Here is a 26,740-nt window from a genome sequence, read left to right as displayed (position 1 = left end):
CGCTCTACACCGGCGTCTGCGCAGGCGAGGGCCGCTTCGATATCTCCGGAATCCAGAAGTGCCTCTGCGCGATTGCGATAAACGTCCGGTTGATCAAAGCCCAATTGTCGCGCTTGCTCATAGGCATCAGCGGCTTCGGCGAAGTCACACTCCTGTCGTAACAGCTGTGCCAAAGAGTAATGTAGACGCGGGGCCCTGGAATTGTATTTGATGCCTTTACGACAAAGCGCTATGGCTTCGGGAACGTTATGTTGCTTCTGAGCTATGGCCGCCGCAAGCTCCCAAAGAGCTGGCGTCTGGGGCGCAAGGTCCGCCGCCTTGAGGGCGTAACGCATAGCCTCGACCCACGTCGCTTGCTGATAAAAGAGTCTCGCCAGTGCATTCCAGACCTCCGGTGAGCCAGGCGCGAGCTCCGCGGCCTTACGCAGGTACTCCTCCGCCTCAGGAAGTCGCTCCTGTTGCCTAAGGAACGCTGCATAGGCCAGTAATCCCTGGGGCATTTTGGGTGCGGCGCTGATCGCAGCGCGAAAGCTTGCGTCGGCGCCTACAAAATCTCCCGACTGCTGCTGACCTAAAGCCAATAACTGAAGCGCATTTACCTCACCGGGCATTTGCTGCAATAGCTGCTGACAAAGGCGCGCACAATCAGCGCCCTTGCCGGTCCTCAGCATCTGATTCGCCTGTTGCAATGACTGGCGGTAATTAGGGTTCACAACAGTGTCTTGTTCCGGTTATCCATCAAGTGAGTTACCTGTCGCACTAGCGCGTCAGCTAGGTAGACGTGATTTGCGAAGTGAGCGTCAACCCCAACAGAGAAAGTAGCAAGTCACAGCCGCCTAGCGTGCTTACGCTATGGCTTAGTTGCGTATTTTATAGGGAAACTTTGGTTAATAGTCGCCAACGATGGACAACTTACTTCTCTCGCTAGTTGGGGGAACGCTCGCTACGTAAATTGTCGCTCGTTGGCTTGAGCTATAGCCCAGCCGTAACGCAGTCAGCTCAGTAGGCGGGGTTTGCGAAGTGAGCGTCCCCCAATCTAGCGAGTGCAGCAAATCGCGCCTACTGAGCTGATCAGGCTGACGGCAGCACATACGCAGTCAGCTAAGTGGGCGGGTTTGCGAAGCAAGCGTCCCCCAAGTTAGCGAGCGCAGCAAATCTGGCCCACTCGGCTGACGATAAATCTGGACTAACGATCAGACAAAAAAAAGGGCCGACAAAGTCGGCCCTCTCGTTCTGTTAGACGGAGATCAACCCCGTCCAATGATCAGAACTGCAGTGTACCACCAAGGAACCAGTACTGACCCAGTGGATCATAGACACCAGGATATGTGTTTCCGTTCTCACGAGCGGTTACACCCTGGTATACAAAGGGAGGATCTTCATCCAGCACGTTGTTGATACCGAAACGCAGTGTTGCCGTGTCAGTAACAGCCCAAGTTGCCGCGATATCGAAGTAGTTAAACGAATCGATGTCGTTAGGCACGTCGGTGAACTGCTGCTCAAGCTCGCCAACGTGACGCCAGATGATGTTCGCATTCACGTTCCAAGGAGTCGCCCAGGTAGCCTGGAAACGATTCTTCAGATCGGGTGTCGGAATACCACAAGCACCGCCGTAGGTTCCTTCACAGTTTACGATTCCTGCACCAGGATATTCTTCCTGCTCGTAAGACATCACAAAACCTGCGAGATTGGAGATATTAACCGTACCCATATCACCGATATCGAAGTTGTAGTTGATCTCAAGGTCAATACCTTCTACGAGAAGGAAACCGATGTTAGTGCTAGCCGCGTTGATGCCATTGGTAGGCGACGCCTGCCCCAGCCACAAAGTGTCTAGCTGACCACGGTTAACCTGATCACAGAACGCTGCATCACCAGTCTCGATACACTGGAGGAGAGTAGTCTCTTCCTGAATACCCTGAATAGCTCCGGTGATTTCGATCTCGTAGTAGTCAACGCTGACCTGAAGGCCTTCGATGAAGCTCGGCTGCCAGATCGCACCAAAGCTGTAAGTATCAGCCTCTTCCGGCTCGAGCTCCGTAGAACCACCACCTGTAGAGTTGTACTGAGCCGCAGGGCTATCCTCTGGACCACCTTGGTTCCAGATTGCCTGAGAAACACCAGAACGAGCGCACTGCTCGAAAGTGTAGCCACTCAAGCTGACGTTAGCATCGGGGCTTGCTTTACGACAGGGGTCACGGTCCATAGCGAACAGGCCCGCGCTCTCTGGCTCAAACAGATCGACAATGTTTGGCGCACGAACCGCACGCTGGTAGCTACCACGTACCTTGATGTCGTCGTTGATATCCCAGCTAGCAGCGATCTTGTAGGTATCTGTAGTAGTACCTGTGCTGTAGTCAGAATAACGGAAGCCAAGATCAAGAACCAAAGACTGAACCATTGGCGCGTCTTCGATAACAGGTACGCTGGCCTCGAAGTAGATCTCGTTTACGTCATAGCGACCGTCAACTGGTACTGGTACACCGAAACCACCGGCGTCGCCGCGGCTTGCGTTGTCAGACAAGTTGTAAGTCAGGCTCTCTTCGCGGTATTCCGCACCGGCAACAATCTCGATGCCGTTTTCTGCAAAGGGAGATGCAATGCCGTAATCGCCCAGGCTACCCTGAACATAACCCATCAGGACTTCCTGTGTGGTACGACCTGTCTCGTAAACTTCCTGCGAGAAGTAACCCGTTGCGTCATCAGTAACGCCGCCAGTCTGGTAGACGTTGTAAGGCACACACTCGCTGTTGCCAGACTCACAACCGATTGTTCCGTCGTCAAGCAGTACAGCATTCAGAGCTTCTTCAACACGGATGAGGTCAACGTAGTTGGTGTTGCGGTTAGACATGTCAACTTCAGCGTACTGATAAGACACGTCGTAACGCCATGAATCATTGATGTCACCACGCAGACCGAATACGCCGCGATACGTCGAGTGACGTAGAGAACCCTTACGTGGGCCACCCTCTACGTTACGACGACCCAAAGTAGCGCTGAAGCGGTCATCGGGAGATGTACAACCTGCGATTCCAACCTGCTGCGCAGAGAGAAGCGGGTTGTCACAGTTCAGATCGTCAAAAGTTCGGAAGAACACACCAGAAGGACCAAACTGAGTATCGGACTTGGTGTCCATGAACATCAGCTCTGTGTACGCTTCAACATGCTCGTTCACGTCGTAGTGAGCGAATGTGCCGAAAGTTGTACGACGGTCTGGACGCTGGAAGAACGATGGCGCGGCAAAGTTAAACCCAGGACCACGACCTTCTGCGAACTCAGTACCTTCGGTACGGTAGTTAGTACCGCCAATAATCCACGAACCAGATTCGTTAGTACCAGAACCCAGACACTCGCCACTGCTACGTACAGGACAAGCTGAAGTATCACGGCTCGCCTGAGTAACACCTTCGATGTCACGATAGGTCAAGAACGCAGTTGCGTTACCGCGACCGTTGTCGAAGTTGCCACCCATGATCAAAGTCATGTCGTACTGGTCGCCGTCAGTAGCAGTACCAGTTGCGAAGGGCTGACCCGCACGCTCTGCAGCACCCGCTACGAGGCCGCCGTCGTTGTCAGCGCGGAATTGACCCGCTTGGAAGTCGAGCTTAATGCCTTCGAAATCGTCGATCATGATGAAGTTAACAACACCCGCTACAGCGTCGGCGCCGTAGGTGGATGATGCACCACCAGTCAGTACTTCAACGCGCTCGATCAACTGTCCTGGGATCAGGTTGATGTCCGCGGCGTTAGACGCACTGTTAGGAGAGTTAGCTGGCAGGCGACGACCGTTCATCAGTACCAGAGTACGCTGTGAACCGAGGTTACGAAGCTGGAGGGTAGCAGTACCCACGGCTTCAATAGCCTGACCAGATGATTGGTCGAGAGAGATAGCTGGAATGGCGGCGAGGGCATCCTCGACACGAGTCAGACCAGTAAGGCGAAGCTGCTCGCTATCAAGCTGAGTAACTGGGCTAGAAGATACGAGGTTGGCACGCTGAATACGCGAACCTGTTACGACAACTTCTTCAACCAGCTGCTCTTCCTGGGCATTGACCGGAGCCATTCCCATCGCGAACGCTGCGCCGACGGCGGCGCTGACCGCCATCGTTAGCGGTTTTTTATGCAACATAAGTGTTTCCCCTGTGAAGTGAGATGTTGGCCTTGCCCATACAACTGAAGGCAGGGTTTTACCAACTGAGGCCGATATTACACATTCTCATACGGGGTTGATTGTGAAAAATTCACACGAATGGGTCAAAGAGCGGACAAGTTTCATGGACTTAGCGTGCTCAATTCATGCCTTAGGCGAAGTAATTCTCACAAAATTGTTTACTCAAGAACCTGGCTAACGCCGATGCTCTTATCAATATCAACCAAGGTCATTTTAAAGAAACCTGCCCAGTTCTTGCTGATCACCACTTTCGGGTTCGCAGGACCACGATACGGGTAGCGGCCCGAGAGGCGCTGCCTCCACACCTGGCCGTTTTCGAGGCGAAACACTGTTTTCCCCGTCCAGCCACTAAAATCGCCCGTGATACGGCTCTCTACCTCGTAGCTCCTCTCGGCTTCGCGCACGGCCTCACTAGTAGCCTGCAGTACCTGCGCTTCGCCTGCGGTATAGCGAATCAGCCACTCGTTCAAGGCGTCCAGCTCTTTACCGGAAAGCTTGTTAAGGCCGGTGCCCTCAAATTCCTCGACGGTCATCAACTTTTTGAAGCCCGGGAAATCATCCTCGGCGGCAACAATAAAAGGCCCCCATAAAAGAAGAACGATAGCGAGGAGGGCGCGGGCGCGGGTGTGCACAGAAGCAGTCATAACGATCCTATTAGCGGGATATAAGGTAAAGAGTCTAGCAAAAGCTCTGAAAGGCCCGAAGAGCGGATATGGCGACTATTACCACCGCAGCCTATACTCGCGCCTGCTGAGCTTCTGTCCCTACTTCGCCCCCAGCCTTCGGTCATATTTTTTTAAGGAACGCAGTCGTGGAAACGCTTCTAAGCGCTTTTATCACTCTAGTACTCGTCATGGACCCCCTGGGGAACGTGCCGATATTTCTCTCGGTACTCAAAGATGTAGAGGGCAAGCGACGCTACTGGGTGATTTTTAGGGAGCTGCTGATCGCTCTTGGAGTACTGCTGCTTTTTCTTTATGGAGGTAGCGCGGCTTTGGACGCCATGGGGCTCCGCCAGGAGTCCATCAGCATCGGCGGAGCGATCATTCTATTTCTGATCGCGATCCGCATGATCTTTCCGTCACCTTACGGACTGCTCGGGGATACGCCGGATGGTGAGCCCTTTATCGTTCCGCTGGCGATTCCAGCGGTAGCAGGCCCCTCATCGCTGGCCATAGCGATGCTAATGGTCAATACCGACCCAAGCCGAATGACCGATTGGACCATCGCGCTGGTCGGTGCCTGGGCCGTATCGGCCTGTATTTTAATGACGTCCCCTTTGCTACTAAAAGCCCTGGGAAACCGCGGACTCATGGCCGTGGAACGTCTCATGGGGATGATTCTGGTAATTATCTCTGTGCAGATGTTCTTCGAAGGAGTCTCAACCTCCCTACATCTATAGGAAGGCTAAGAGGCAGCAAGGCTAACGAATCTCAGGCACCAACGCCCCGGCATCATAGCGTTCCTGCATGGCATCCAGTGACAAAACGCCGATCTTGCTGGCCTTGCCCGCAGTACCAAAGGCCTCATAACGAGCAATACAAATATCGCGCATAGCCACCTGAGTTTCTTTTAGGTACTTACGCGGGTCGAATTCAGCGGGGTTATGTGCCAGAAATCTACGGATAGCGCCCGTCGATGCCAACCGCAGATCGGTATCGATGTTGATCTTACGCACGCCATGGCGAATGCCTTCCTGAATCTGCTCGACCGGGACACCATAAGTCTCCGGGATTTCGCCGCCATACTCGTTGATGATCTCCAACCAATCCTGGGGCACGGACGACGAACCGTGCATCACAAGGTGCGTGCCCGGGATTCGTGCATTAATTTCTTTAATCCGATCGATAGCCAGAATATCGCCGGTAGGGGGGCGACTAAACTTGTACGCGCCGTGGCTGGTGCCGCAGGCGATTGCCAAGGCATCGACCTCGGTCGCTTTTACAAAGGCAGCTGCCTCCTCAGGATCCGTCAGCATCTGGTCATGAGTGAGCTTACCTGCTGCACCGGAGCCGTCTTCCTCACCGGCTTCGCCCGTTTCGAGAGATCCCAGACAGCCAAGTTCCCCCTCCACCGAAACACCACAGGCGTGAGCCATCGCTACTGCCGTGCGTGTCACGTCTACGTTGTAGTCATAGTCCATCGGCGTTTTGCCGTCTTCTCCTAGGGAGCCATCCATCATCACTGAGCTGAAGCCCAGCGCGATCGAACGCTGGCAGATCGCGGGGGACATGCCATGGTCCTGGTGAACAACCACCGGGATATGCGGAAACTCGCGCATTGCGGCTTCCATGAGCGCTCGCAAAAACGGTGCACCGGCGTATTTACGGGCGCCGGCACTGGCTTGCATGATCACCGGGGAATCCGTCGCATCGGCAGCTTCCATGATCGCGCGAGTCTGCTCTAGATTATTGACATTGAAAGCGGGAACTCCGTAATCATGCTCCGCTGCGTGGTCCAGCAGTTGACGCAGGCTGATCAAAGCCATGTGTGCTCTCCCTGAATAATTAAAACGCTAATGCGATAGAAAGGTTTCAGCATATTGGGGGCGCTTATTGTTCACGCGCACGCTCCTCTAATACTGCTACCGCAGGAAGTACTTTACCTTCGACATACTCGAGAAAAGCACCGCCACCCGTTGATATGTAGGAGACCTTATCGGCAATGGCAAACTTGTCAATTGCCGCAAGCGTATCTCCGCCACCGGCTAAGGAAAATGCGACACTGTCCGCAATTGCGCGGGCCAAAGACTCCGTGCCTCCAGCAAAACTATCGAACTCAAAAACCCCAACAGGACCATTCCATAGGATCGTTCCCGCGTTCTTTAGCAAGTCGGCGATGGCTTCAGCTGATTGGGGGCCGATGTCGAGAATCATGTCGTCCTCGCCCACGTCGTCTACAGAACAGGTACGTGGGACAGCGTCTTCGGCAAAATCCGTCGCCGTCACCACATCGGAGGGTAGGGGTATGTCGGTTTTCGAGGCCATGCGCCGGGCCTCATCCAAAAGATCGTGTTCACAGAGTGACTTACCTACCGGGTGGCCTGCCGCCGCGAGAAAAGTATTCGCAATGCCGCCACCCACGATCAGTTGATCCACTTTTTCCGAGAGTGCATCAAGCACTTCAAGCTTCGTCGAAACCTTAGAGCCCCCGACAATTGCGACCATAGGCCGAGCGGGATTAGCGAGGGCTTTCTCCAGCGCATCCAACTCGCCCGCTAAAAGAGGACCTGCGCAAGCTTGGGTAGCAAATCGTGCAACGCCGTGAGTTGATGCCTGGGCGCGATGCGCAGTGCCAAAGGCATCCATAACAAACACATCACAGAGTGCTGCGTAGGCCTTGGCCAGGTCATCCGTGTTCTTCTTTTCGCCGACGTTAAAGCGCACGTTTTCCAGAAGAACCACTTCGCCATCCGCAACGGCAACGCCATCTTGCCAGTCCCTCACCAGGCGCACCGGTAGATCCAGCAAAGCACTCAAATGGGCTGCAACTGGCTCAAGGGAAAACTGTTCGTCATATTCGCCCTCTATCGGTCTACCGAGGTGCGACATGAGTATTACCCGAGCGCCGGCCTGAAGGGCCTGCCGAATCGTCGGCAGGGCGGCGCGAATCCGTGCATCAGAACTTACCAGACCATCCTTTATAGGGACGTTGAGATCTTCCCGAATCAGCACTCGCTGTCCATCGAGCGCGAGCTGATCCATTCGCTGTAATTTGAGACTCATAGGCTTACTCCTTGGCGCCAAGATCAGACCAGTAACGAGCGACATCCAGCATCCGGTTGGCGTACCCCCACTCGTTATCAAACCAGGTGAGCACTTTGACCAAGCGCTGGCCACTTACCCGAGTTTGGCAGGCATCGATGATACTGGAGCGACTGTCGCGGTTAAAATCACAGGATGCCAGAGGCTCTTCCGTGTAACCCAAAACGCCGCTAAAACTCTTTGCTGCTGCCTCCGCGAGAGCGTGATTTACATCCGCAACGGTCACATCATTCTGAGTAACGACCGTAAGGTCCATGGCCGAAACGTTCAGGGTGGGCACTCGCAGAGCCTGTGCTGTAAACCGTCCCGCCAGGGCCGGCAAAATTCTCTCAACACCCAAGGCAAGGCCGGTATCTACAGGAATAATCGATTGTCCCGCAGCACGCGTCTTTCTAAGATCGGTGTTGTGATAAGCATCCAGTACCGGCTGGTCATTCATTGCCGAGTGAATGGTAGTAATAGTGCCGTGTTCGATACCAAAAGCCGCGTCGAGTGCCGCTATAACGGGAACGATACCGTTGGTAGTGCAGGAAGCCGCAGAAACCACGCTGTGATCGACCCTCAAACTATCGTGATTCACGCCATAGACTACCGTGGCGTCAACATCGGCCTCTGCGGGTTGAGAAAACAGAACGCGCTGCACACCCGCTTGAAGGTGACGCTCAGCGGTGACGCGATCCGAGAAAGCACCAGAGCACTCGAGGAGCATGTCCACACCGATGCTCGACCAATCCAGATTGGCCACATCCTCTTCCCGAAGCAGCGCCTTGTCTTGACCGTTAATGCGAAGCCGGTCATCCAGCAACTCTACCGTGCCGGGAAAGCGTCCATGGGTCGAATCGTAGCGGGTGAGATGCGCAACGGTCGGTGCATCTGCCAGCTCGTTGATCGCCACAACGCGCATGGCATCTCGATGCGGGCTTTCCTGCAAGGCTCTAAGGAGCGTGCGACCAATCCGCCCGTAGCCATTAATGGCAACCCGCAACATGACCCTAGATGGACTCCATAACCTCGGTGACTACCGCGGTCACGTTATCGACCGTAAACCCAAATTGTTCAAATAGCTCCCCCGCCGGAGCAGACTCACCAAATGTGCTCATTCCTACAATGCGTCCATCGAGGCCAACATACTTATGCCAATAATCGACGTGGGCCGCCTCTACCGCGACGCGGGCCAGACAGTCGCTGGGGAGTACTGACTCTCGATAGCCCGCATCCTGGAGCTCGAAAACTTCAGGGCAGGGCATAGATACCACGCGAATAGCACGATCTCCGAGAGCCTCAGCAGCCTGCGTAGCTAAGCCAACCTCGGAGCCGGTGGCAATGAGGATCGCCTCGGGCGCACCCTCGCAATCTCGAAGCACGTAGCCGCCTTTAGCGACATCAGCCAGCTGTTCTGTCGTGCGCTCCTGATGAGGCAGGCCCTGGCGAGAAAACACCAGCGCGGAGGGCCCATCCTGACGCTCAACAGCTGACTTCCAGCACACCGCAGATTCCACAGCATCACAGGGACGCCAGGTTTGAAGCCCCGGAGTCGCCCGCAGGGCGGTAAGTTGCTCCACAGGTTGGTGGGTGGGTCCGTCTTCGCCCAAGCCGATGGAATCGTGGGTATACACAAAAATACAGCGCTGGCGCATGAGCGCTGCCATACGAACGGCATTGCGAGCGTATTCCATAAAGATAAGGAAGGTCGCACCGTATGGGATAAAGCCTCCGTGAAGCGCGATGCCATTCATAATCGCTGACATGCCAAATTCGCGCACACCGTAATAGATATAGTTGCCGCTGGCGTCATCAGCACTAACGCCTTCTGAGCCCGACCAAAGAGTCAAATTGGAACCCGCAAGGTCTGCGGACCCCCCCATAAATTCTGGAAGCATAGGGCCAAGGGCATTGATAGCGTTTTGTGAGGCCTTTCTGGAGGCGATGGTCTCGCCGGCAGCCTGGCATTCCTCGACATAGGCCTGCGCCTTGGCCGAGAAATCCGCAGGCAAGTCGCCTGCCATTCGGCGCTCAAGTTCCGCCGCCAGCTCAGGATATGCCTCGCGGTAGCTGTCCATGGCCGCATTCCAGCCAGCCTCAAGCTCCGCGCCGGACGCTTTGGCATCCCAGGCCGCATAAATATCCTCAGGGATGGTAAACGGCTCATGCTCCCAACCGATGGCAGCGCGAGTAGCTGCGATCTCGTCTGCGCCCAAGGGCGCCCCATGGGTAGCAGCGGTGCCCTGCTTATTCGGAGAACCCTTGCCAATCACCGTTCGACAGCATATCAGTGTCGGTCTGGAACTATCTGCTCGAGCAGATTCGGTAGCCGCTTTTATGGCGGCGGGGTCGTGCCCATCAACGCCAGCGATTACTTGCCAGCCGTATGCCTCGAAACGCTTGGGCGTGTCATCGCTAAACCAGCCAGCAACATCACCATCGATGGATATACCGTTGTCATCGTAGTAAGCGATGAGCTTACCGAGGCCCAGGGTACCGGCTAAGGAGCACACTTCGTGGGAAATACCCTCCATCAAGCAGCCATCTCCTACGAACGCGTAGGTAAAGTGATCGATAATCTCATGATCGCCACGATTAAACTGCGCAGCCAGGGCTTTCTCTGCAATGGCCATACCCACGGCATTACTGATGCCCTGTCCCAGCGGACCGGTTGTGGTCTCAATACCCGGCGCATATCCGTATTCGGGGTGGCCTGGTGTTTTACTGTGCAGCTGGCGGAAGTTCTTAAGTTCTTCGATGGGCAGTTCATAGCCCGTCAAATGCAGGAGCGAGTAGATGAGCATGGACCCATGGCCGTTGGAGAGTACAAAGCGGTCACGATTTGGCCAATCGGGGTTCTGGGGGTTGTGACGCAAGAACCCGTTCCAAAGCACCTCAGCGATGTCGGCCATGCCCATGGGCGCGCCTGGGTGGCCACTGTTTGCTTGCTGCACGGCGTCCATGGAAAGGGCGCGAATAGCGTTCGCAAGGTCTGTTTGGCTGGTCATGCTATGTCCTGAGGAGTCAAGGCGGGGCGCGCATTATCGGGCAAGCGAGGCTAGGGGTAAACATTCACGAGTTCGCACTTACCTTACATATCGAAAATCTATATCAAAATTCCTTGATATAGATTGAGTTGCTGCTAAACTCCGCGCCCCAATGAACTCTGTTGCGCCCAATCATTTGTCTTTGGCCGAAATGCCGGATGCAGAAACCGTGCTTGCAAGCCTGTGTAAGGCAGCTGCGGATTCGCTGCGCCTGCGCGTTTTGCGCGTGCTGAGGCATGACGCCATGGATGTGTCAGAGCTATGCGCTGTGCTGGACGTTCGCCAGCCCGCACTCAGCCATCACCTCAAGATCATGAGTGCAGCGGGCCTTTTAAGTAGTCAGCGAGACGGCAACCATATTTTTTACCGCCGTCGCGAGTTCGCTGGGGATGAGCCTTTCGCAGGACTTCAGCAAGCGCTTTTCAGTGCAGCAGATACCTTGGCTCTTGACGAAGAGGAAGAGACTCGCCGCGATACGCTGCAGCGCAAACGTGAGCAAAACTCTCTGGACTTCTTTACCAACAATGCCAGCCGGTTTCGCGAGCAACAAGACCTGATCGCGGCTCCCGAGCGCTACGCAAGCGCCGTGAATGGCGTATTAGATGCCCTTCCGGGAGCGAATCGAAGCACGGCTTTGGAAGTAGGTCCCGGTGAGGGCTGGCTACTGCCGCGGTTAAGTGAAGAGTTTGATCGCGTGATCGCATTGGACAATGCGCCCGCCATGCTTGAAAGCGCACGCACTGCAACCACGGCGCTGAGTAATGTTGAGTTTGTTCTTGGAGATACGCGCCACGCGGCATTGAAGTCACTGCGTGCCGATTTAGTCGTTATCAACATGGTGTTGCACCACACGCCAGACCCAGCGACCACCCTGAGCGAAGCCGCTCATGCACTGGCCCCCGAAGGGGTTCTGCTGGTCACCGAGCTCTGCGAGCACCGGCAAGGTTGGACACGCGAAAACTGCGGGGATCTGTGGCTAGGCTTTGCGCCAGAGTTGATACAGGACTGGGCCACGACCGCCGGGCTCAAGGAATTGACCAGCAGCTATCTCGGTCAACGCAACGGATTCAAGCTTCAATTGCGCCTCTTCGGTGCAGCGAAAATTACATCTTAGATTGGTATAAGGAACAAACATGAGCGAATACGGCATCTTTACTTCGGAGTCAGTCTCCGAGGGACACCCGGACAAAATGGCCGACCAGATTTCGGATGCGGTTCTCGATCACATCCTGAGCGATGATCGCGATGCACGCGTTGCTGTGGAAACAATGGTCAAGACAGGCATGGTTGTTGTCGCAGGCGAAGTGACCACCAGTACTTACGTGGACCTTGAAGAGATCGTTCGCGACGTAGTTTTGGATATTGGCTACGACAGCTCTGAAGTTGGCTTTGACGGCGCCTCATGCGCCGTCTTGAACGCTATTGGCAAGCAGTCCCATGACATCGCCATGGGCGTAGATGAAGGTGAAGCTAAAGAGCAGGGCGCCGGTGACCAAGGCCTGATGTTTGGTTACGCGAGCAACGAAACTGACGTGCTTATGCCTGCACCGATTTATTACTCGCACCGTTTGGTCGAGCGACAGGCACAGCTGCGTAAAGACGGAAGCTTGCCCTGGCTGCGCCCGGATGCAAAGAGCCAGGTAACTCTGCGCTACGACAACGGCAAACCTGTGGCGGTTGATGCGGTGGTTCTCTCTACACAGCATGATGCCGAAGTATCACAGGCAGACATTCGCGAGGCGGTTATGGAAATGATCGTCAAGGACGTACTACCCGCAGAGTGGCTGCACGCCGATACGCAGTACCACATAAACCCTACGGGCCAGTTCATTATTGGTGGTCCTGTTGGAGATTGCGGACTCACGGGGCGCAAAATCATCGTCGACACCTACGGCGGCATGGCCCGTCACGGCGGCGGTGCCTTCTCTGGAAAGGACCCCTCAAAAGTTGACCGTTCAGCTGCTTACGCTGGACGCTACGTTGCCAAAAACATCGTCGCTGCAGGACTTGCAGACCGCTGCGAAATTCAGGTCTCTTATGCCATCGGAGTCGCAGAACCCACCTCCATCGCAGTCAACAGCTTTGGTACAGGCAAAATTGATGACATGCGCATTGTGGAACTCGTGCGCGAGCACTTTGATCTTCGACCCAAGGGGCTGATCGATATGCTCGACCTCAAGCGACCCATCTACCGCGCGACGGCAGCTTACGGACACTTTGGAAGGGAAGAGCCGAACTTTACCTGGGAGCGTACAGACAAGGCAGAAGCTTTGAAGGCAGCAATTTGATTATCTAACCGCATGCAACGCGCCCGATAGCTCGCTCGCGGGACGCCAAACAGCGTCATCCGTGACAGGCTCGGCAATCGCCATCCATGGCGATTGACGCCCGCGATCAAACTATCCGCCGCGCACTGCACGCTCTCACTGACAACAACCAAATCAACAAACTTTTAGAGCGCTAAACTGGAGCAAGCTATGAGCACCGTAACTAAATTGAACAACACACCGGACTATCGTGTCGCTGACATCAGTCTCGCCGACTGGGGTCGACGAGAGCTGGAAATCGCCGAAGGCGAAATGCCAGCACTGATGGCATTGCGAGAGCAGTATGGCGATTCCAAGCCACTGACTGGGGCGAAGATCCTGGGCTGCATCCACATGACTATCCAGACTGGCGTACTGATCGAGACCTTGACTCACCTGGGCGCTGAAGTGCGCTGGTCCTCGTGCAACATTTTCTCTACGCAGGATCACGCTGCCGCGGCCATTGCTGCATCAGGCGTACCGGTATTTGCCTGGAAGGGCGAGACCGAAGAGGAGTACGAGTGGTGCATCGAGCAGACCATCCTCAAGGATGGGCAGCCCTGGGAAGCGAACATGGTGCTGGATGACGGCGGTGACCTCACCGCAATCCTCCACGACAAATATCCACAAATGCTGGAAGCTATTCACGGCATTACCGAAGAGACAACGACCGGTGTTCATCGTCTCTACGAAATGCTCGAAGCAGGCACGCTTAAAGTACCTGCCGTTAATGTTAACGACTCCGTGACCAAGTCCAAGAACGACAACAAGTACGGCTGTCGTCACAGCCTCAACGATGCCATCAAGCGCGCGACGGACCACCTGCTGTCTGGAAAGCGTGCTTTGGTTATCGGCTACGGTGACGTGGGTAAGGGGTCTGCGCAGTCTCTACGTCAGGAAGGCATGATCGTACGTGTCACTGAAGTTGACCCAATCTGTGCTATGCAAGCCTGCATGGATGGTTATGAAGTCGTATCACCGTACATTGACGGCGTCGATGACGGCACTGATGCCTGCATCGATCGCGACCTGCTTCAGAAGACCGATCTGCTAGTGACCACAACCGGTAACTACAACGTCTGCAACTCTCGTATGCTCGGCGCGCTCAAGAGTGCGGCGCTGGTATGTAACATCGGCCACTTCGACAATGAGATCGACACAGCTTACATGCGTCGTGAGTGGCATTGGGAAGAGATCAAGCCGCAGGTACATAAGGTCTATCGCGACCAAGCTGCCAACGATCACTTGATCCTCCTCGCGGAAGGTCGCCTGGTGAATCTGGGTAATGCAACAGGTCACCCCTCGCGCATCATGGATGGATCGTTTGCCAATCAGGTTCTGGCTCAGATTTACCTGTTTGAGCGTCGCTTTGCTGATCTGGAAGCGAACATGAAAGAGTCCGCTATTAAGGTAGAAGTACTTCCGAAGAAGCTCGACGAGGAGGTTGCCGCGCACATGGTAGCGGGCTTCGGTGGTGTGGTGACCAAGCTCACCAAAGAGCAGGCGGATTACATTCATGTGTCTGTAGAGGGGCCATTTAAAGGTCAGGACTACAAGTACTGAGGTAAGCATGAGCAAGTCAGCAGCAATCAGCTTTGAATACTTTCCCGCAAAGACCGATGCGGGAAGGGAAAAGCTGCTCAACGTTACTACCCCGGAGTTACAGGCCGTAAGTCCCGAGTTCTACTCGGTGACTTATGGGGCCGGGGGCTCAACCCGGGATAACACCCGGGGTATCGTCGAGGGCCTCAATGCACAGGGACTTTCGGTAGCTCCCCATCTGAGTTTTGGTTTGGATGATGAGGCAACTATCGCTGCGCTACTGGAAGACTACAAAGCCGCCGGCATTAATCGTTTGGTGGCTTTGCGAGGTGATTTGCCATCGGGGGCCGGAGGTGGCGCCCGTTTGGTATACGCCAACGAGCTGGTGGAATTTATTCGTCAACAAACCGGCGATCATTTTCATATTGAGGTCGCGGCCTATCCGGAGATTCATCCGCAAGCCGAAAGCTATGAAGCTGACATCCAATATCTCAAAGGCAAGTTCGATGCCGGTGCCGACAGCGGGATTACGCAGTATTTTTACAACGTAGAAGCATACTTCTATTTTCTGGATCGCTGCGCAGCCATTGGTATCGATAAGCCAATTTACGCTGGCATCATGCCCATCACTAACTACGCCAATCTGGCGCGTTTCTCCAAAAACTGCGGGGCAGAAATTCCCCGTTGGATCAGTAAGCGCCTCGAAGGCTTTGCTGATGACCAGGAGAGTATTCGAGCTTTCGGCATCGATGTAGTCACTCAGCTGTGCCAGACGCTGTTAGAAAGTGGGGCGCCCGGTATTCACTTTTACACCATGAATCAATCGCAACCGACTCTGCAAATCTGCAGAAACCTCGGGCTCTAAGCGGACGCCATGCTGCGTCCGCGCTTTTTTACTGCGCAAACTCTCAGGGAAGGCCTTAGCCTCGCGCTGGAAAAAGACCCCTCACGACACATTGCAAAAGCACTGCGTATGCGTGAAGGAGATTCTCTTTGTCTTTTCGATGGCAGTGGTATTGAAGCCCACGCTGAAATTACATCGGTAGAGAAAACTCTGGTGTCAGTGCAAGTTCGGGATGTCTCGGATCCACCACGAGAGTCCCCTCTGCATACGACCTTAATTATTGCGCTGTCTCGCGGAGATCGCATGGATACCATCGTGCAAAAGGCCACAGAGCTGGGCGTAAACGAAATCTGGCCAATGATCAGCGAGCGAACCGGTGTGCGTCTTGATTCAGAGCGCCTGGCGAAAAAGCGTGATCACTGGCAACGTATTACGGTGAGTGCCTGCGAACAGTGCGGGCGTAATCGTTTGCCCACCGTCGCGATACCGGCTTCTTATTCAGAAACTCTTCAACGCTCTATGGAACAAGGCGATAGCCTTCGCCTTATCTTGCATCCTGACGGGAACCGCCAGCCCTTACCCCAAAGCTGCGGGACATTAACTCTCCTTGTAGGGCCAGAGGGCGGGTTTAGTAGCGCTGAAGTCAGCGCAGCAACTGAAGCAGGCTTTGACGCCTTGCAACTCGGACCGCGCATTCTTCGCACGGAGACCGCTCCGATTGCCGGGCTTGCCGCAGCGCAAGCACGCTGGGGCGATCTCAGCCTTTGATGCTTGCGGCCGTCAAAGGCTTTTCATAAGGTGACGCTTTAATCATCGAGATCACGGCATGAGCATTAAACTAGGCGTAGTGATGGATCCCATCTCGGCCATTAGCTACAAGAAAGACAGCACCATGGCCATGCTTTGGGCCGCAGCAGACCGTGGTTGGTCACTGTTTTACATGGAACCGGGAGATCTCTCCCTGGATCAGGGGGCGCCCCTGGGTCGTATGGCCGAATTGCAAGTCTTTCGTGACCCGGAGCATTGGTACTCCCTGGGAGAGGCAAGTCATCGGTCTCTCGCGGATCTCGATGTAATCCTGATGCGCAAGGATCCACCTTTTGACAACGAGTATGTGTACGCGACCTACATTCTGGAAGCCGCGGAGCGACAGGGCACACTCATTGTTAACCGCTGCCAGTCTCTACGCGACTGCAACGAAAAGGTATTCGCGACGGAGTTTCCCGATTGCTGCCCACCGGTTTTAGTCAGCGGTGATACAGCTCAGCTGAAGGCATTTCATAAAACTCACGGCGACGTCATCTTTAAGCCTTTAGATGGCATGGGCGGCACATCGATCTTTCGTGTGAAGGAAGATGATCCCAACCTGAACGTGATTCTGGAAACGCTCACCGAACTGAACACCCAAACCATCATGGCGCAGCGCTATCTCCCGGAAATCAAAGACGGTGATAAGCGCATACTGATGATCGAGGGTAAGCCCATTCCTTATGGCCTGGCCCGATTGCCCATAAAAGGCGAAACACGCGGAAACCTTGCCGCGGGAGGTTCGGGCCGCGCCCAAGCGCTCTCTGAGCGCGATCTGTGGATCGCCGCACAGGTGGGCCCCACCCTCGTGGAAAAGGGTCTTATTTTTGTCGGCCTGGACGTGATTGGCGATTACCTCACGGAAATCAATGTCACCAGTCCCACCTGCATTCGCGAAATTGATGCCGCCTATGACACTGATATAGCCGGACAACTTATGACGGCGATAGAAAGTCGCCTGGGAAGTCGCAACTAGGATATGAACGCAGCGGTAGCCGATGGCAACGACCGACTTATGCTGGCAGTGCTTGTCGCCAGCACGCTGCACGTACTTCTGATCTTTGGCGTGAGCTTTGATGTTTGGCGTGGGCAACCGGCTCGCCATCAAGTTGAAGTGACCCTGGTGCAAACTCCCGGCCTGCGGCCGGTAACAGCGGACCACATTGCGCAGGCGGATCAAACGGGCAGCGGCTCCGAAGCACTAAGAGATCGAGCCTCGGGCGCACAAAGTGCCTTACCGCAACCCATCGCTGAAAGTGCCCAGCGCCAAACCACTACCACCTCTGGACGCGAACGGCTTGCAGCACCCGCGGTTACCTCTACGAACTCCCAGCGCAAAGTCGTTGACCGCAGTGGTGAGCAGCAAAACCTTGAAGATTTGCCCGAAGCGGAGCAGGAGCTGGCACGCCTGGCGCAAAAACTCGCGCAATTGCAGGCGGATCTCAACGTACAACGCCAGCAATACTCCAATCAGCCCCGGGTCCGTCGACTTACGGCGGTCTCTGCCCGCGCAGCGGTAGACGCAGCCTACCTAGCGGACTGGCGATCCCGCGTTGAAAGTGTCGGCAACCAGTACTACCCCGAAGCGTCGCTCCGCTACGGAATTTATGGCAGCCTCGAGATGCTGGTTACTGTGCGAAACGACGGCAGCCTCGAAGACATCGAGATTTTGAGATCTTCAGGTTATGCGGTGCTCGACGAAGCGGCGATGCGGATCGTACGTTTGGCCGCTCCCTATTCTCCGTTTTCAGAGGAATTAAGGGCCACCACGGACAAGCTGGAAATTGTGCGCACGTGGCAATTCGAACAAAACCCGCTAAGCTCAAATTAGCAGCATATTGTCGTCAGTTTTCCCTTACCCGAGAGCCCGGCATGATGCGCGTCACAGGAGGTAACAGCTTGAAAATATCGAGCAGTGACAGCCTTCGAGACCATTTCCTCTTAGCTATGCCGGGGCTGGACTCGGGGCTTTTTAGTGGCAGCATCACCTATATCTGTGAACACGGCGAAGCCGGCGCTATGGGTATCGTGATCAATCAACCACTGGACCTGTCCCTTGGTGAAATCTTCGATCATCTAGATATCGACTGTGATCCCAAGTTTCACGATCAGCCTGTACTCGCCGGTGGGCCGGTGCAAATTGACCACGGTTTTGTACTGCATCCCAAAGGCAAAGATTCCTGGGACTCTTCCTTGCGGGTGACGCCGAAGGTGCAGCTAACAACCTCTCGGGACGTACTCAAGGCTATTGCCTGTGGAGAGGGCCCAAAAGACTTCGTCGTGGCCCTGGGCTACGCTGGTTGGTCTGCAGGACAACTGGAAGAAGAGATCGCCAACAACAGCTGGCTTACCTTACCCGCCGAGGACAACATCATTTTTCATACGGCCATCGAAGACAGGGTTGCCGCAGCAGCATCCGCTTTGGGTATTGATATGAACCTAATGAGCGCTGAAGCGGGTCACGCATAGGGTGGCTAAGCAGTCTTCGGCGCAAAGGGTACTCGCCTTTGACTATGGTCTGCGCCAGATAGGCGTGGCCGTAGGTAACTCAGGTCTTGGGACAAGCCAGCCTCTCACGATTCTCAAAGCGCGAGATGGCCAACCCAACTGGGCTGAAGTCACCGCTCTTTGCAAGGAATGGGAGCCTGATCTGTTGCTCATCGGCGACCCCTTGAACATGGATGGAACGGTGAGTGATTTTGCCCAGCGCGCACGAAAGTTCGCGAGACGCCTGGAGGGTCGCTTAGGTATAGCCATCGAGATGGTGGATGAGCGCCTGAGTAGCTTTGAGGTTAAGCAGCAACAGAAAGATGCTGGCCACTCGGGTGATTACCACGAGAGCCCCGTGGACGATCTCGCCGCTGAATTGATTCTAAAAGACTGGCTCCGCCAGCAGTAAGCTACCGATCAACCTGCAAGTTCACAGTGTTCGCGTGGCTGCTCTGACGCTTATCGAACATCTTGATACCCAAGCGCACTTCGTTTGCAGAGTCGGCACAGCGTATTGCCTCTTCAGCGGTCACTTCGCCCTCACAGTACTTCGCAAGCAAAGACTGATCGAGCGTCTGCATACCAAGCTCCGTGGACTTCGCCATGACTTCTTTAATCAGATGCACCTGGCCATTTCGAATGTGATCGGCAATCAGCGGCGAGTTGAGCAAAACTTCCATGACCGGTACCCGGCCATCGCCCTTCACTGTAGGTAAGAGCTGCTGTGCGATCATGGCGTTCATGTTCAGCGACAGATCCATAAGTACTTGGGGGTGACGCGCAACGGGGAAGAAGCTCAAAATACGATCAATAGCCTGGTTAGCGTTGTTGGCGTGCAAAGTACATAAACACAAATGTCCGGTTTCAGCGAAAGTCAGGGCATGAGCCATGGTCTCCGCTGAGCGCACCTCGCCGATAAGAATAACGTCGGGAGCCTGTCGCAACGCGTTTTGCAGGCCCGCTTCAAAGGTCTCCGTATCGATACCCACTTCTCGCTGGGTAACAAGACAACCTGCGTGATCATGCACAAACTCGATGGGATCCTCGATAGACAGGATGTGTCCCCGACTGTTGCGATTCCGGTGTCCTACCATCGCGGCGAGAGACGTCGACTTACCGGTGCCCGTACCTCCCACAAAAATAACCAGACCCCGTTTAGCCATCGCCAGTTCAGCGACGATGGAGGGTAAACCCAGCTCTGGAATTCGCGGTATCTCATCCTTAATACGACGCAGAACCAGACCGTGCTGGCCGCGCTGGATAAAGGCACTGGCGCGGAACCGGCCGTACTTGTCAGAGTGCACCGCGTAATTGCACTCCTGATTTTGCTCAAACTCTTTCTGCTGCGCAGGAGACATCGTCTCAAGAACCAACAGGCGGGTTTGCTCAAGACTCAGACCATCTTTGCCAATGGCGTGGATCTCGCCATCAACCTTGATAGAAGGGGCAGCACGCGCGGTTATAAAACCATCGGAAGCACCAGACTCCACCATCTTGGCTAACAGGTCATCAATTTGCATCAGTTACGCTCCAGCGGTAGGTGGTGTTTGGCGCTTTTAAATCTGCACGCGCTCTAGAAGTTCTCCGGCATGCGCGCTTTCTCTCGCGCAACGTCGCGGGAAATCACCCGCTTGTCGACCAGCTCCTTAAGGCACTGATCCATAGTCTGCATACCCACGGCCTGGCCCGTCTGAATCGCAGAGTACATCTGCGCAACTTTGTCTTCACGAATAAGGTTACGTATCGCGGAGGTAGCACGCATGATTTCGTGCGCTGCCACACGTCCACCGGCAGTACGCTTCATCAGCGTTTGGGATACTACGGCCTGCAGAGACTCAGAGAGCATGGAACGCACCATGGACTTTTCAGCGGCCGGGAAAACGTCAATCACCCGGTCAATCGTCTTAGCTGCTGAAGTGGTGTGCAGGGTGCCAAACACAAGGTGACCGGTTTCCGCGGCTGTGAGCGCAAGACGAATGGTCTCCAGGTCACGCATCTCACCCACCAGAATAATATCCGGGTCTTCTCGCAAAGCGCTTCGCAGTGCCTCAGCAAAGCCTAGGGTGTCACGATGAACTTCCCGCTGGTTCACCAGGCACTTCCGGCTCTCGTGAACAAATTCGATAGGATCCTCAATGGTGAGAATATGCTCGTACTTGTGATCGTTAATAAAGTCGATCATCGCGGCAAGGGTCGTGGACTTTCCTGAGCCCGTGGGCCCCGTCACCAGGACCAGACCCCGAGGCATCATACTGATGTCACGAAACACCTGCCCCATGCCCAGGTCTTCCATGGTGAGGACTTTGGAGGGAATGGTACGAAAAACGCCCCCCGCGCCACGATTCTGGTTAAAGGCATTGACTCGGAAACGTGCCACGCCGGGAACTTCAAAAGAAAAATCTGTCTCCAGAAATTCCTCAAAGTCCTTACGCTGCTTATCGTTCATGATGTCGTAGATGAGATCGTGCACCTGCTTATGTTCAAGCGGCGGCAGATTGATGCGACGTACGTCGCCATCAACCCGGATCATTGGCGGCAGGCCTGCAGATAGGTGCAAATCCGAGGCTCCCTGTTTGGCGCTGAACGCCAGCAGTTCAGTAATATCCATATGCCGCCCGTACACTCCCTTGTTGTTCTTTAAGGCACGCTTTTACACACGTGTTCATAAGTTATCCGCTACCGCTTTCACTATTGCTTCCACTATTGCTTCCACTACCATGGCGGCATGATCAACGACCATATTGCAACCAATATAGCAAAGGTGCTCCAGCAGGTAAGTAGTGCGGTGGAAAAATACCAACGCGAGCCTGCGAGTGTAACGGTCATGGCTGTTAGCAAAACACAGCCCGCAGACGCTGTGCGCAGCGCTGCGGCCATTGGGATATCCGACTTTGGAGAGAACTACCTGCAAGAGGCGCTGGAAAAAATTGAGGCCTGTAGTGACCTCGCACTGAACTGGCACTTTATTGGCCCCATCCAGTCCAACAAAACACGCCCCATCGCCGCGCACTTCGATTGGGTGCACAGCGTAGACCGAGAGAAGTTACTCCGCAGACTGAGCGAGCAAAGGGACCCGTCGCTCGCGCCGCTAAACGTTTGCATCCAGGTCAATGTCTCACAGGAATCCAGCAAATCTGGCGTAGCACCCGAAGAGCTGCCCAAGCTCCTGGACCTTGCCGCTGAACTCCCCAATCTTCGATTGAGAGGCCTGATGGCAATTCCGGCACCCGCCGAGGGTTTCACTGCTCAGAAACAGTCTTGCGATGCTCTGGCATCGCTGTTTGCGGCCGCACAGCAAAAACACCCCTCCATAGACACTCTATCCATGGGCATGTCTGCAGATCTGGAAGCAGCCATTGCCGCAGGCAGTACGATGCTGAGGATTGGCACCGCCATCTTTGGCCCACGACAGGTGTGAAGCTGATAGGTGTAAAGCTAATAGTAGTCAGGATGTATACTACTGCGCCTTGGTTCATAGCTTTTTAAGGTAATTCCGTGAGCGGATTCACCACGGCATTTATTGGTGCCGGCAACATGTCGCGCAGCATCATTAGCGGTCTCGTTACTAGCGGCTTTGACGCCAGCTCCATCCGTGCCAGCAATCCCAGTGATGGCCCTTTTGAAGAGCTGAGAAACATCGGACTCACTCACTTAGCGCACAGCAATTTAAGCGTTGCCGAAACGGCTGATGTGGTGGTCCTTGGCGTAAAACCCAACTTGATCAGAGAAGTCTGTGAAGAACTCTCGCCCGTGCTCGGCGCTAATCAACTCGTCGTGTCGGTAGCCGCCGGTGTGGCCGCCGATAGTATCCACAACTGGCTCGGCGCAAAGTCGGATGTTGTTCGCTGTATGCCCAATACGCCATCTCAAATTGGCCGGGGCGCCAGCGGCCTGTTTGCTCGAAGCGCCGTGAGTGCCGCAAACCGGCAGCGTGCTGAGGACGTTATGCGCGCCGTGGGCGTTGTCCGCTGGGTAGATGACGAGTCCTTACTGCATGCCGTGACTGCCGTAGCGGGATCTGCGCCAGCCTATTTCTTTCAGTTCATGGAAGCGATGATTGAAGAAGCCCAGCGTATGGGTCTGGATGCGGAAAGTGCGCGTACACTCTGTGCTCAAACTTGTATCGGAGCGGGACGCATGCTCGCTGAGGGGGATGTCGATGCCGCAGAGCTGAGACGTCGGGTTTGCAGCCCCAACGGAACGACCGAGCGCGCAGTTATGGCGTTTAGCGCTGGCGGCCTGGACAAACTGGTCAGCAAAGCAATGCAAGACTGCTATGCGCGCTCCCAAGAAATGGGCAGGGAGCTTTCCTGAACCCAGCGCGAAGCGCAGGAAACGATGGGCAAGTGCATGGCCGCTTGCAGAGTTCAGTTATAAACAGCGGAGAACTATGAACGCATTCAATGAAATCGCTATCTATCTGGTCCAGACCCTATTGGGGATCTATCTGCTGATCATGCTGATGCGCTTTGTTTTGCAGCTGTCGCTGGCGGACTTTTACAATCCGGTTTGTCAGTTTCTGGTGCGGGCGACAAACCCGCTGGTAGTGCCTGTGCGCCGTATTATTCCCGCGCGGGGCCGGCTGGACTTTGCGTCATTTGTACTGGCGATCGTTATTCAGGTTTTGGGGATCGTAGCGATGCTCCTGCTTAACGGTGTGGGTCTCCCGCCCGTGAGCCTGCTGTTGGCGTGGTCGGCTGTGAGCGTCGTAGGCTTGCTCGTCAAAATTTACTTCTTTGCCCTTCTGGGCATGATCATACTGAGCTGGATAGCCCCGGGGACATCAAACCCCGCCGCCTACCTCATGTTTCAAATCACCGAGCCTGTCATGGCACCGTTTCGACGGATGCTTCCCTCGATGGGCGGTATGGACTTTTCGCCCATACTGGTTTTTATCATCATTAACATTGTTCAAATCGCCTTGCGGAACTTCGCCGCGGGACTGGGTCTCCATCCGGCACTGGTGATGGGCATTTAAGGTCCGGATGCCCCGTGCGCGAACACTCCGTTGGCATAGTCAGTCCCCGTAGCGAGCACTTTGATGAGCCGCTGAATTTCGCCTGTGGGCAAAGCTTACCGGCCTACGAACTGATTTTTGAAACCTACGGCGAGCTTAACGCGACGGCGAGTAATGCCATTCTGATTTGCCATGCGCTCTCCGGTCACCATCATGCGGCGGGCTATCACAAGGAAGACGATCGCAAACCGGGTTGGTGGGACGCCTGCATCGGTCCCGGCAAACCCATCGATACTCAGCGCTTCTTTGTGGTTTCTCTCAACAACCTTGGAGGCTGTCACGGCTCAACGGGCCCTACGAGCGAGAACCCAACGACCGGCGAGCCCTTTGGCCCGGACTTCCCTCAGCCGCAGGTAGATGATTGGGTTGATGCTCAGGCGAGGTTGGCGGATCGGCTGGGAATCGATTGCTGGGCAGCCGTCGTGGGAGGCAGTTTAGGAGGCATGCAGGCCATGGCCTGGTCCCTGCGCTATCCCGATCGCTTGCGTCATTGCATTGTGATCGCCGCCGCGACGAAACTCAGCGCCCAGAACATTGCGTTCAACGAGATCGCTCGCCGGGCCATCGTGTCTGATCCGGGCTTTGCCGAGGGCTATTACCTGCGTGAGGGTACGCAACCCACCCAGGGGCTCGCACTCGCAAGAATGGTCGGCCACATCACCTATCTCTCTGACGATGCGATGGCCTCTCGATTCGGCAGAGAGCTGCAGCCGGGTGACCCCGACGAAGCGGGCACCGAGGCACAGGAATTCCAGATCGAAAGCTATCTGCGGTATCAGGGTCAGCAGTTCTCGTCAGCGTTCGATGCAAACAGCTACGTACTCATGACGCGTGCCCTTGATCAATTTGATCTGACTGCGCCCTATGAGGGAGATGCCGTTGCAGCGTTTACCCAGGCAAGCTGCGAGTTCCTGGTGCTCTCTTTCTCCACGGATTGGCGTTTTTCGCCGGCAAGGTCTCGAGAGATTGTCGACGCATTACTGGCAGCAGAACGCCCGGTAAGCTACGCGGAAATCGAAGCGGACGAGGGCCACGATGCCTTCCTGCTACCCATTCCGCGCTACCTCGCAGTGTTAGATGCTTACCTAAAGCGAGTGCAGGACTGATGCGTCAGGATCTCACCCACATACTGCGCTGGATAAAACCAGGCGCCAGTGTTCTGGACCTGGGCTGTGCCGACGGCGAGTTCCTCGCTCTGATCGAGAAAGAAAGACGCGCACGAGTCATGGGTATCGAAATCGATCCCGATGCGATCACCGCCGCAATGGGCCGCGGGCTTAACATCATCGAGCAGAACCTCAATGGTGGCCTGGCGAACTTCCCTGACCACAGTTTCGACATGGTGGTCATGGCCCATGCATTACAAGCGGTGCAGTACCCAGACCAGGTATTGGAAGAAATGCTTCGGGTTGGGAGGGAGTGTGTCGTCACCTTTCCTAACTTTGGTCAGTGGCGGAGCCGTTTACACCTGGCAACTCGGGGACGCATGCCGGTCTCTCGCTTCATGCCCTATAGCTGGTACGACACACCAAATATCCATTTTTGTACCGTCAGAGACTTCGAAACACTCTGCAAACAGCGCGGCATACGCATTTTGGGTCGCGACATGATCGGTGGAGATGACCGTGGCACCAGTCTTGCCAGGCGCTGGCCCAATCTCTTTGCCACGACCGCGATTTATCACATCAGCCGATGAACATGAGGAGTGATTTACCCATGAACCAGCTACAGCGGCCACAGCTTGGCTGGCTAAGCGCCTTTGCAATGCTTTGTTTGTTTGTCGTTCTGCCAGCACAAGCGCAACTTTCGGAACGCTTCGGCAACTACGAGCTGCACTACAGTGTCGTAAACACCACTTTCATTGAGCCTGCAGTGGCCGCTCAGTACGGTCTTGCCCGGGGCAGTCGCAGAGCCATCGTCAATCTGTCGCTGCGAGAGCATTTAGAGGACGGCAGTACCGTCGCTCGAGAAATGGATCTGACAGGTAGAAGCTGGGACCTTACGCAAGCGCAGGTAAACTTCGATTTTGTCGAGGTTCGGGAAGGTCCTGCCATTTATTACATCGGCGAGTTCAAGTTTATCAATCGGGAGTGGCGATTCTTTGAGTTTGATTTCACGCCTTCGGGATCGGACGAAGGCCTGAATTTTGAGTTCAAACAACAGATGTATATCAATGACTGACGCTTCTTCGACCGCATCAGCTCCTTGGCCTTCTGGCGATATCGTCGTGGCTACTGGTAATCAGGGAAAGGTCGCAGAGCTTGCGCGCTTATTTGGCCAGCTCCCCGTAAATCTTCGCCCCCAATCTGAATTCAGCGTTATCCCTGCCGAAGAAACGGGGCTCACATTTGTGGAAAACGCGATCCTCAAAGCACGGGCCGTCTCGGAACAAACGGGTTTACCTGCACTTTCCGATGATTCGGGTCTGGAAGTGGACGCCTTAAACGGGGCTCCGGGCGTTCGCTCAGCGCGCTACGCCGAAGGCAGTGACGGTGATGATGAAGCAAACAAGAGCAAGCTAATACTCGCGATGAAGGACGTTCCCGACGGTGCCCGTGCGGCGCGGTTTCATTGTGTACTCGTTCTCTTAAAGCATCCTGAAGATCCTGTCCCCCTTATTGCCCAGGGTCGCTGGGAAGGACTGATACTCCGCGAACCTCATGGTGATGGCGGCTTTGGCTACGATCCACTATTTTTTGTACCCAGCCATGGCGTCAGTGCCGCCCAGCTTGAATCCGCAGAGAAAAACGCCATCAGCCACCGTGGCCTT

Annotated in this window: 26 protein-coding genes; 17 read left to right on the top strand and 9 right to left on the bottom strand. The window is 55.0% G+C overall.

Going from position 1 to position 26,740, the window contains the following annotated elements; translation table 11 throughout:
• The 3 genes from AB8B76_RS10825 to AB8B76_RS10815 form a co-directional block, all read right to left on the bottom strand.
• Nucleotides 1-713: tetratricopeptide repeat protein (locus AB8B76_RS10825; RefSeq protein WP_405272404.1), on the bottom strand; the 713-nt coding region annotated here is incomplete at its 3' end.
• Between the two features lie 551 nt (nt 714-1,264).
• The gene (locus AB8B76_RS10820; protein WP_405272402.1) at nt 1,265-4,129 is read right to left on the bottom strand and encodes a TonB-dependent receptor domain-containing protein; all 2,865 of its coding nucleotides are present in this window, start codon (nt 4,127-4,129) and stop codon (nt 1,265-1,267) included.
• 200 nt (nt 4,130-4,329) lie between these two features.
• Nucleotides 4,330-4,815, bottom strand: a complete 486-nt coding sequence (locus AB8B76_RS10815; protein WP_405272400.1) for a hypothetical protein — start codon at nt 4,813-4,815, stop codon at nt 4,330-4,332.
• Between the two features lie 167 nt (nt 4,816-4,982).
• Here AB8B76_RS10815 and AB8B76_RS10810 point away from each other — a divergent pair, with 167 nt between their 5' ends.
• Nucleotides 4,983-5,573 (top strand): YhgN family NAAT transporter, encoded by a 591-nt coding sequence (locus AB8B76_RS10810; protein WP_405272398.1) that lies wholly within the window; start codon nt 4,983-4,985, stop codon nt 5,571-5,573.
• 21 nt (nt 5,574-5,594) lie between these two features.
• Here AB8B76_RS10810 and fba read toward each other — a convergent pair whose 3' ends face one another.
• The 4 genes from fba to tkt all read right to left on the bottom strand — a co-directional run bounded on the left by fba (nt 5,595) and on the right by tkt (nt 10,925).
• Nucleotides 5,595-6,659, bottom strand: a complete 1,065-nt coding sequence (fba, locus tag AB8B76_RS10805; RefSeq protein WP_405272396.1) for a class II fructose-bisphosphate aldolase — start codon at nt 6,657-6,659, stop codon at nt 5,595-5,597.
• Between the two features lie 64 nt (nt 6,660-6,723).
• Nucleotides 6,724-7,896 (bottom strand): phosphoglycerate kinase, encoded by a 1,173-nt coding sequence (locus AB8B76_RS10800; protein WP_405272394.1) that lies wholly within the window; start codon nt 7,894-7,896, stop codon nt 6,724-6,726.
• A gap of 4 nt (nt 7,897-7,900) precedes the next feature.
• A complete protein-coding gene (gene gap / locus AB8B76_RS10795) occupies nt 7,901-8,923 on the bottom strand; it encodes a type I glyceraldehyde-3-phosphate dehydrogenase (protein ID WP_405272393.1) in 1,023 nt (340 codons plus the stop codon).
• A 4-nt stretch (nt 8,924-8,927) separates the two neighbouring features.
• Nucleotides 8,928-10,925, bottom strand: coding sequence for a transketolase (gene tkt, locus AB8B76_RS10790; RefSeq protein WP_405272392.1), 1,998 nt, complete (start codon nt 10,923-10,925; stop codon nt 8,928-8,930).
• Between the two features lie 151 nt (nt 10,926-11,076).
• Here tkt and AB8B76_RS10785 point away from each other — a divergent pair, with 151 nt between their 5' ends.
• The 9 genes from AB8B76_RS10785 (at nt 11,077) to ruvX (ending at nt 19,362) form a co-directional block, all read left to right on the top strand.
• Nucleotides 11,077-12,078 (top strand): ArsR/SmtB family transcription factor, encoded by a 1,002-nt coding sequence (locus AB8B76_RS10785; protein ID WP_405272390.1) that lies wholly within the window; start codon nt 11,077-11,079, stop codon nt 12,076-12,078.
• Between the two features lie 19 nt (nt 12,079-12,097).
• Nucleotides 12,098-13,252 (top strand): methionine adenosyltransferase, encoded by a 1,155-nt coding sequence (gene metK / locus AB8B76_RS10780; RefSeq protein WP_405272388.1) that lies wholly within the window; start codon nt 12,098-12,100, stop codon nt 13,250-13,252.
• Nucleotides 13,253-13,441: 189 nt separating this feature from the next.
• A complete protein-coding gene (gene ahcY, locus AB8B76_RS10775) occupies nt 13,442-14,833 on the top strand; it encodes an adenosylhomocysteinase (RefSeq protein ID WP_405272387.1) in 1,392 nt (463 codons plus the stop codon).
• A gap of 7 nt (nt 14,834-14,840) precedes the next feature.
• Nucleotides 14,841-15,677, top strand: a complete 837-nt coding sequence (metF, locus tag AB8B76_RS10770; RefSeq protein ID WP_405272386.1) for a methylenetetrahydrofolate reductase [NAD(P)H] — start codon at nt 14,841-14,843, stop codon at nt 15,675-15,677.
• A 9-nt stretch (nt 15,678-15,686) separates the two neighbouring features.
• Nucleotides 15,687-16,424 carry a 16S rRNA (uracil(1498)-N(3))-methyltransferase gene (locus tag AB8B76_RS10765; RefSeq protein WP_405272384.1) on the top strand — a complete coding sequence of 246 codons (738 nt, stop codon included), beginning with the start codon at nt 15,687-15,689 and terminating at the stop codon, nt 16,422-16,424.
• A 58-nt stretch (nt 16,425-16,482) separates the two neighbouring features.
• Nucleotides 16,483-17,439, top strand: coding sequence for a glutathione synthase (gene gshB / locus AB8B76_RS10760; protein ID WP_405272382.1), 957 nt, complete (start codon nt 16,483-16,485; stop codon nt 17,437-17,439).
• A 3-nt stretch (nt 17,440-17,442) separates the two neighbouring features.
• Nucleotides 17,443-18,294, top strand: a complete 852-nt coding sequence (locus AB8B76_RS10755) for a TonB family protein (RefSeq protein WP_405272381.1) — start codon at nt 17,443-17,445, stop codon at nt 18,292-18,294.
• Between the two features lie 41 nt (nt 18,295-18,335).
• Nucleotides 18,336-18,932, top strand: a complete 597-nt coding sequence (locus AB8B76_RS10750; protein ID WP_405272379.1) for a YqgE/AlgH family protein — start codon at nt 18,336-18,338, stop codon at nt 18,930-18,932.
• Nucleotide 18,933: 1 nt separating this feature from the next.
• Entirely contained in the window at nt 18,934-19,362 is a 429-nt protein-coding gene (gene ruvX / locus AB8B76_RS10745) for a Holliday junction resolvase RuvX (protein ID WP_405272377.1), read from the top strand.
• A 1-nt stretch (nt 19,363) separates the two neighbouring features.
• On the opposite strand, the gene AB8B76_RS10740 is transcribed toward ruvX, so the two are convergent.
• Both AB8B76_RS10740 and AB8B76_RS10735 read right to left on the bottom strand, forming a co-directional pair.
• Nucleotides 19,364-20,473: a PilT/PilU family type 4a pilus ATPase gene (locus tag AB8B76_RS10740; RefSeq protein WP_405272375.1), complete on the bottom strand. Its 1,110-nt coding sequence runs from the start codon at nt 20,471-20,473 to the stop codon at nt 19,364-19,366.
• A 53-nt stretch (nt 20,474-20,526) separates the two neighbouring features.
• Nucleotides 20,527-21,561: a type IV pilus twitching motility protein PilT gene (locus tag AB8B76_RS10735; protein ID WP_405272373.1), complete on the bottom strand. Its 1,035-nt coding sequence runs from the start codon at nt 21,559-21,561 to the stop codon at nt 20,527-20,529.
• 117 nt (nt 21,562-21,678) lie between these two features.
• On the opposite strand from AB8B76_RS10735, the gene AB8B76_RS10730 reads away from it, so the two are divergent.
• The 7 genes from AB8B76_RS10730 to rdgB all read left to right on the top strand — a co-directional run.
• Complete coding sequence (locus AB8B76_RS10730) at nt 21,679-22,371, top strand: YggS family pyridoxal phosphate-dependent enzyme (protein WP_405272372.1); 693 nt, start codon at nt 21,679-21,681, stop codon at nt 22,369-22,371.
• A 77-nt stretch (nt 22,372-22,448) separates the two neighbouring features.
• Nucleotides 22,449-23,267, top strand: coding sequence for a pyrroline-5-carboxylate reductase (gene proC / locus AB8B76_RS10725; RefSeq protein WP_405272371.1), 819 nt, complete (start codon nt 22,449-22,451; stop codon nt 23,265-23,267).
• 76 nt (nt 23,268-23,343) lie between these two features.
• On the top strand, nt 23,344-23,931 hold the full coding sequence (locus AB8B76_RS10720) for a YggT family protein (RefSeq protein WP_405272370.1): 588 nt from the start codon (nt 23,344-23,346) through the stop codon (nt 23,929-23,931).
• A gap of 14 nt (nt 23,932-23,945) precedes the next feature.
• On the top strand, nt 23,946-25,076 hold the full coding sequence (locus AB8B76_RS10715; protein ID WP_405272369.1) for a homoserine O-acetyltransferase: 1,131 nt from the start codon (nt 23,946-23,948) through the stop codon (nt 25,074-25,076).
• Nucleotides 25,076-25,666 carry a methionine biosynthesis protein MetW gene (metW, locus tag AB8B76_RS10710; RefSeq protein ID WP_405272368.1) on the top strand — a complete coding sequence of 197 codons (591 nt, stop codon included), beginning with the start codon at nt 25,076-25,078 and terminating at the stop codon, nt 25,664-25,666. Before AB8B76_RS10715 ends, metW begins: the two co-directional genes overlap by 1 nt.
• Before the next feature lie 20 nt (nt 25,667-25,686).
• Complete coding sequence (locus AB8B76_RS10705; RefSeq protein WP_405272366.1) at nt 25,687-26,151, top strand: DUF4426 domain-containing protein; 465 nt, start codon at nt 25,687-25,689, stop codon at nt 26,149-26,151.
• Nucleotides 26,144-26,740: RdgB/HAM1 family non-canonical purine NTP pyrophosphatase (gene rdgB / locus AB8B76_RS10700; protein WP_405272364.1), on the top strand; the 597-nt coding region annotated here is incomplete at its 3' end. The genes AB8B76_RS10705 and rdgB, both read left to right, overlap by 8 nt.

This window comes from Congregibacter sp. (genome assembly GCF_045107095.1).
Classification (GTDB): domain Bacteria; phylum Pseudomonadota; class Gammaproteobacteria; order Pseudomonadales; family Halieaceae; genus Congregibacter.
Note: the sequence above shows the minus strand (reverse complement) of the source record. Positions and strands in the feature narration are given on the sequence as shown.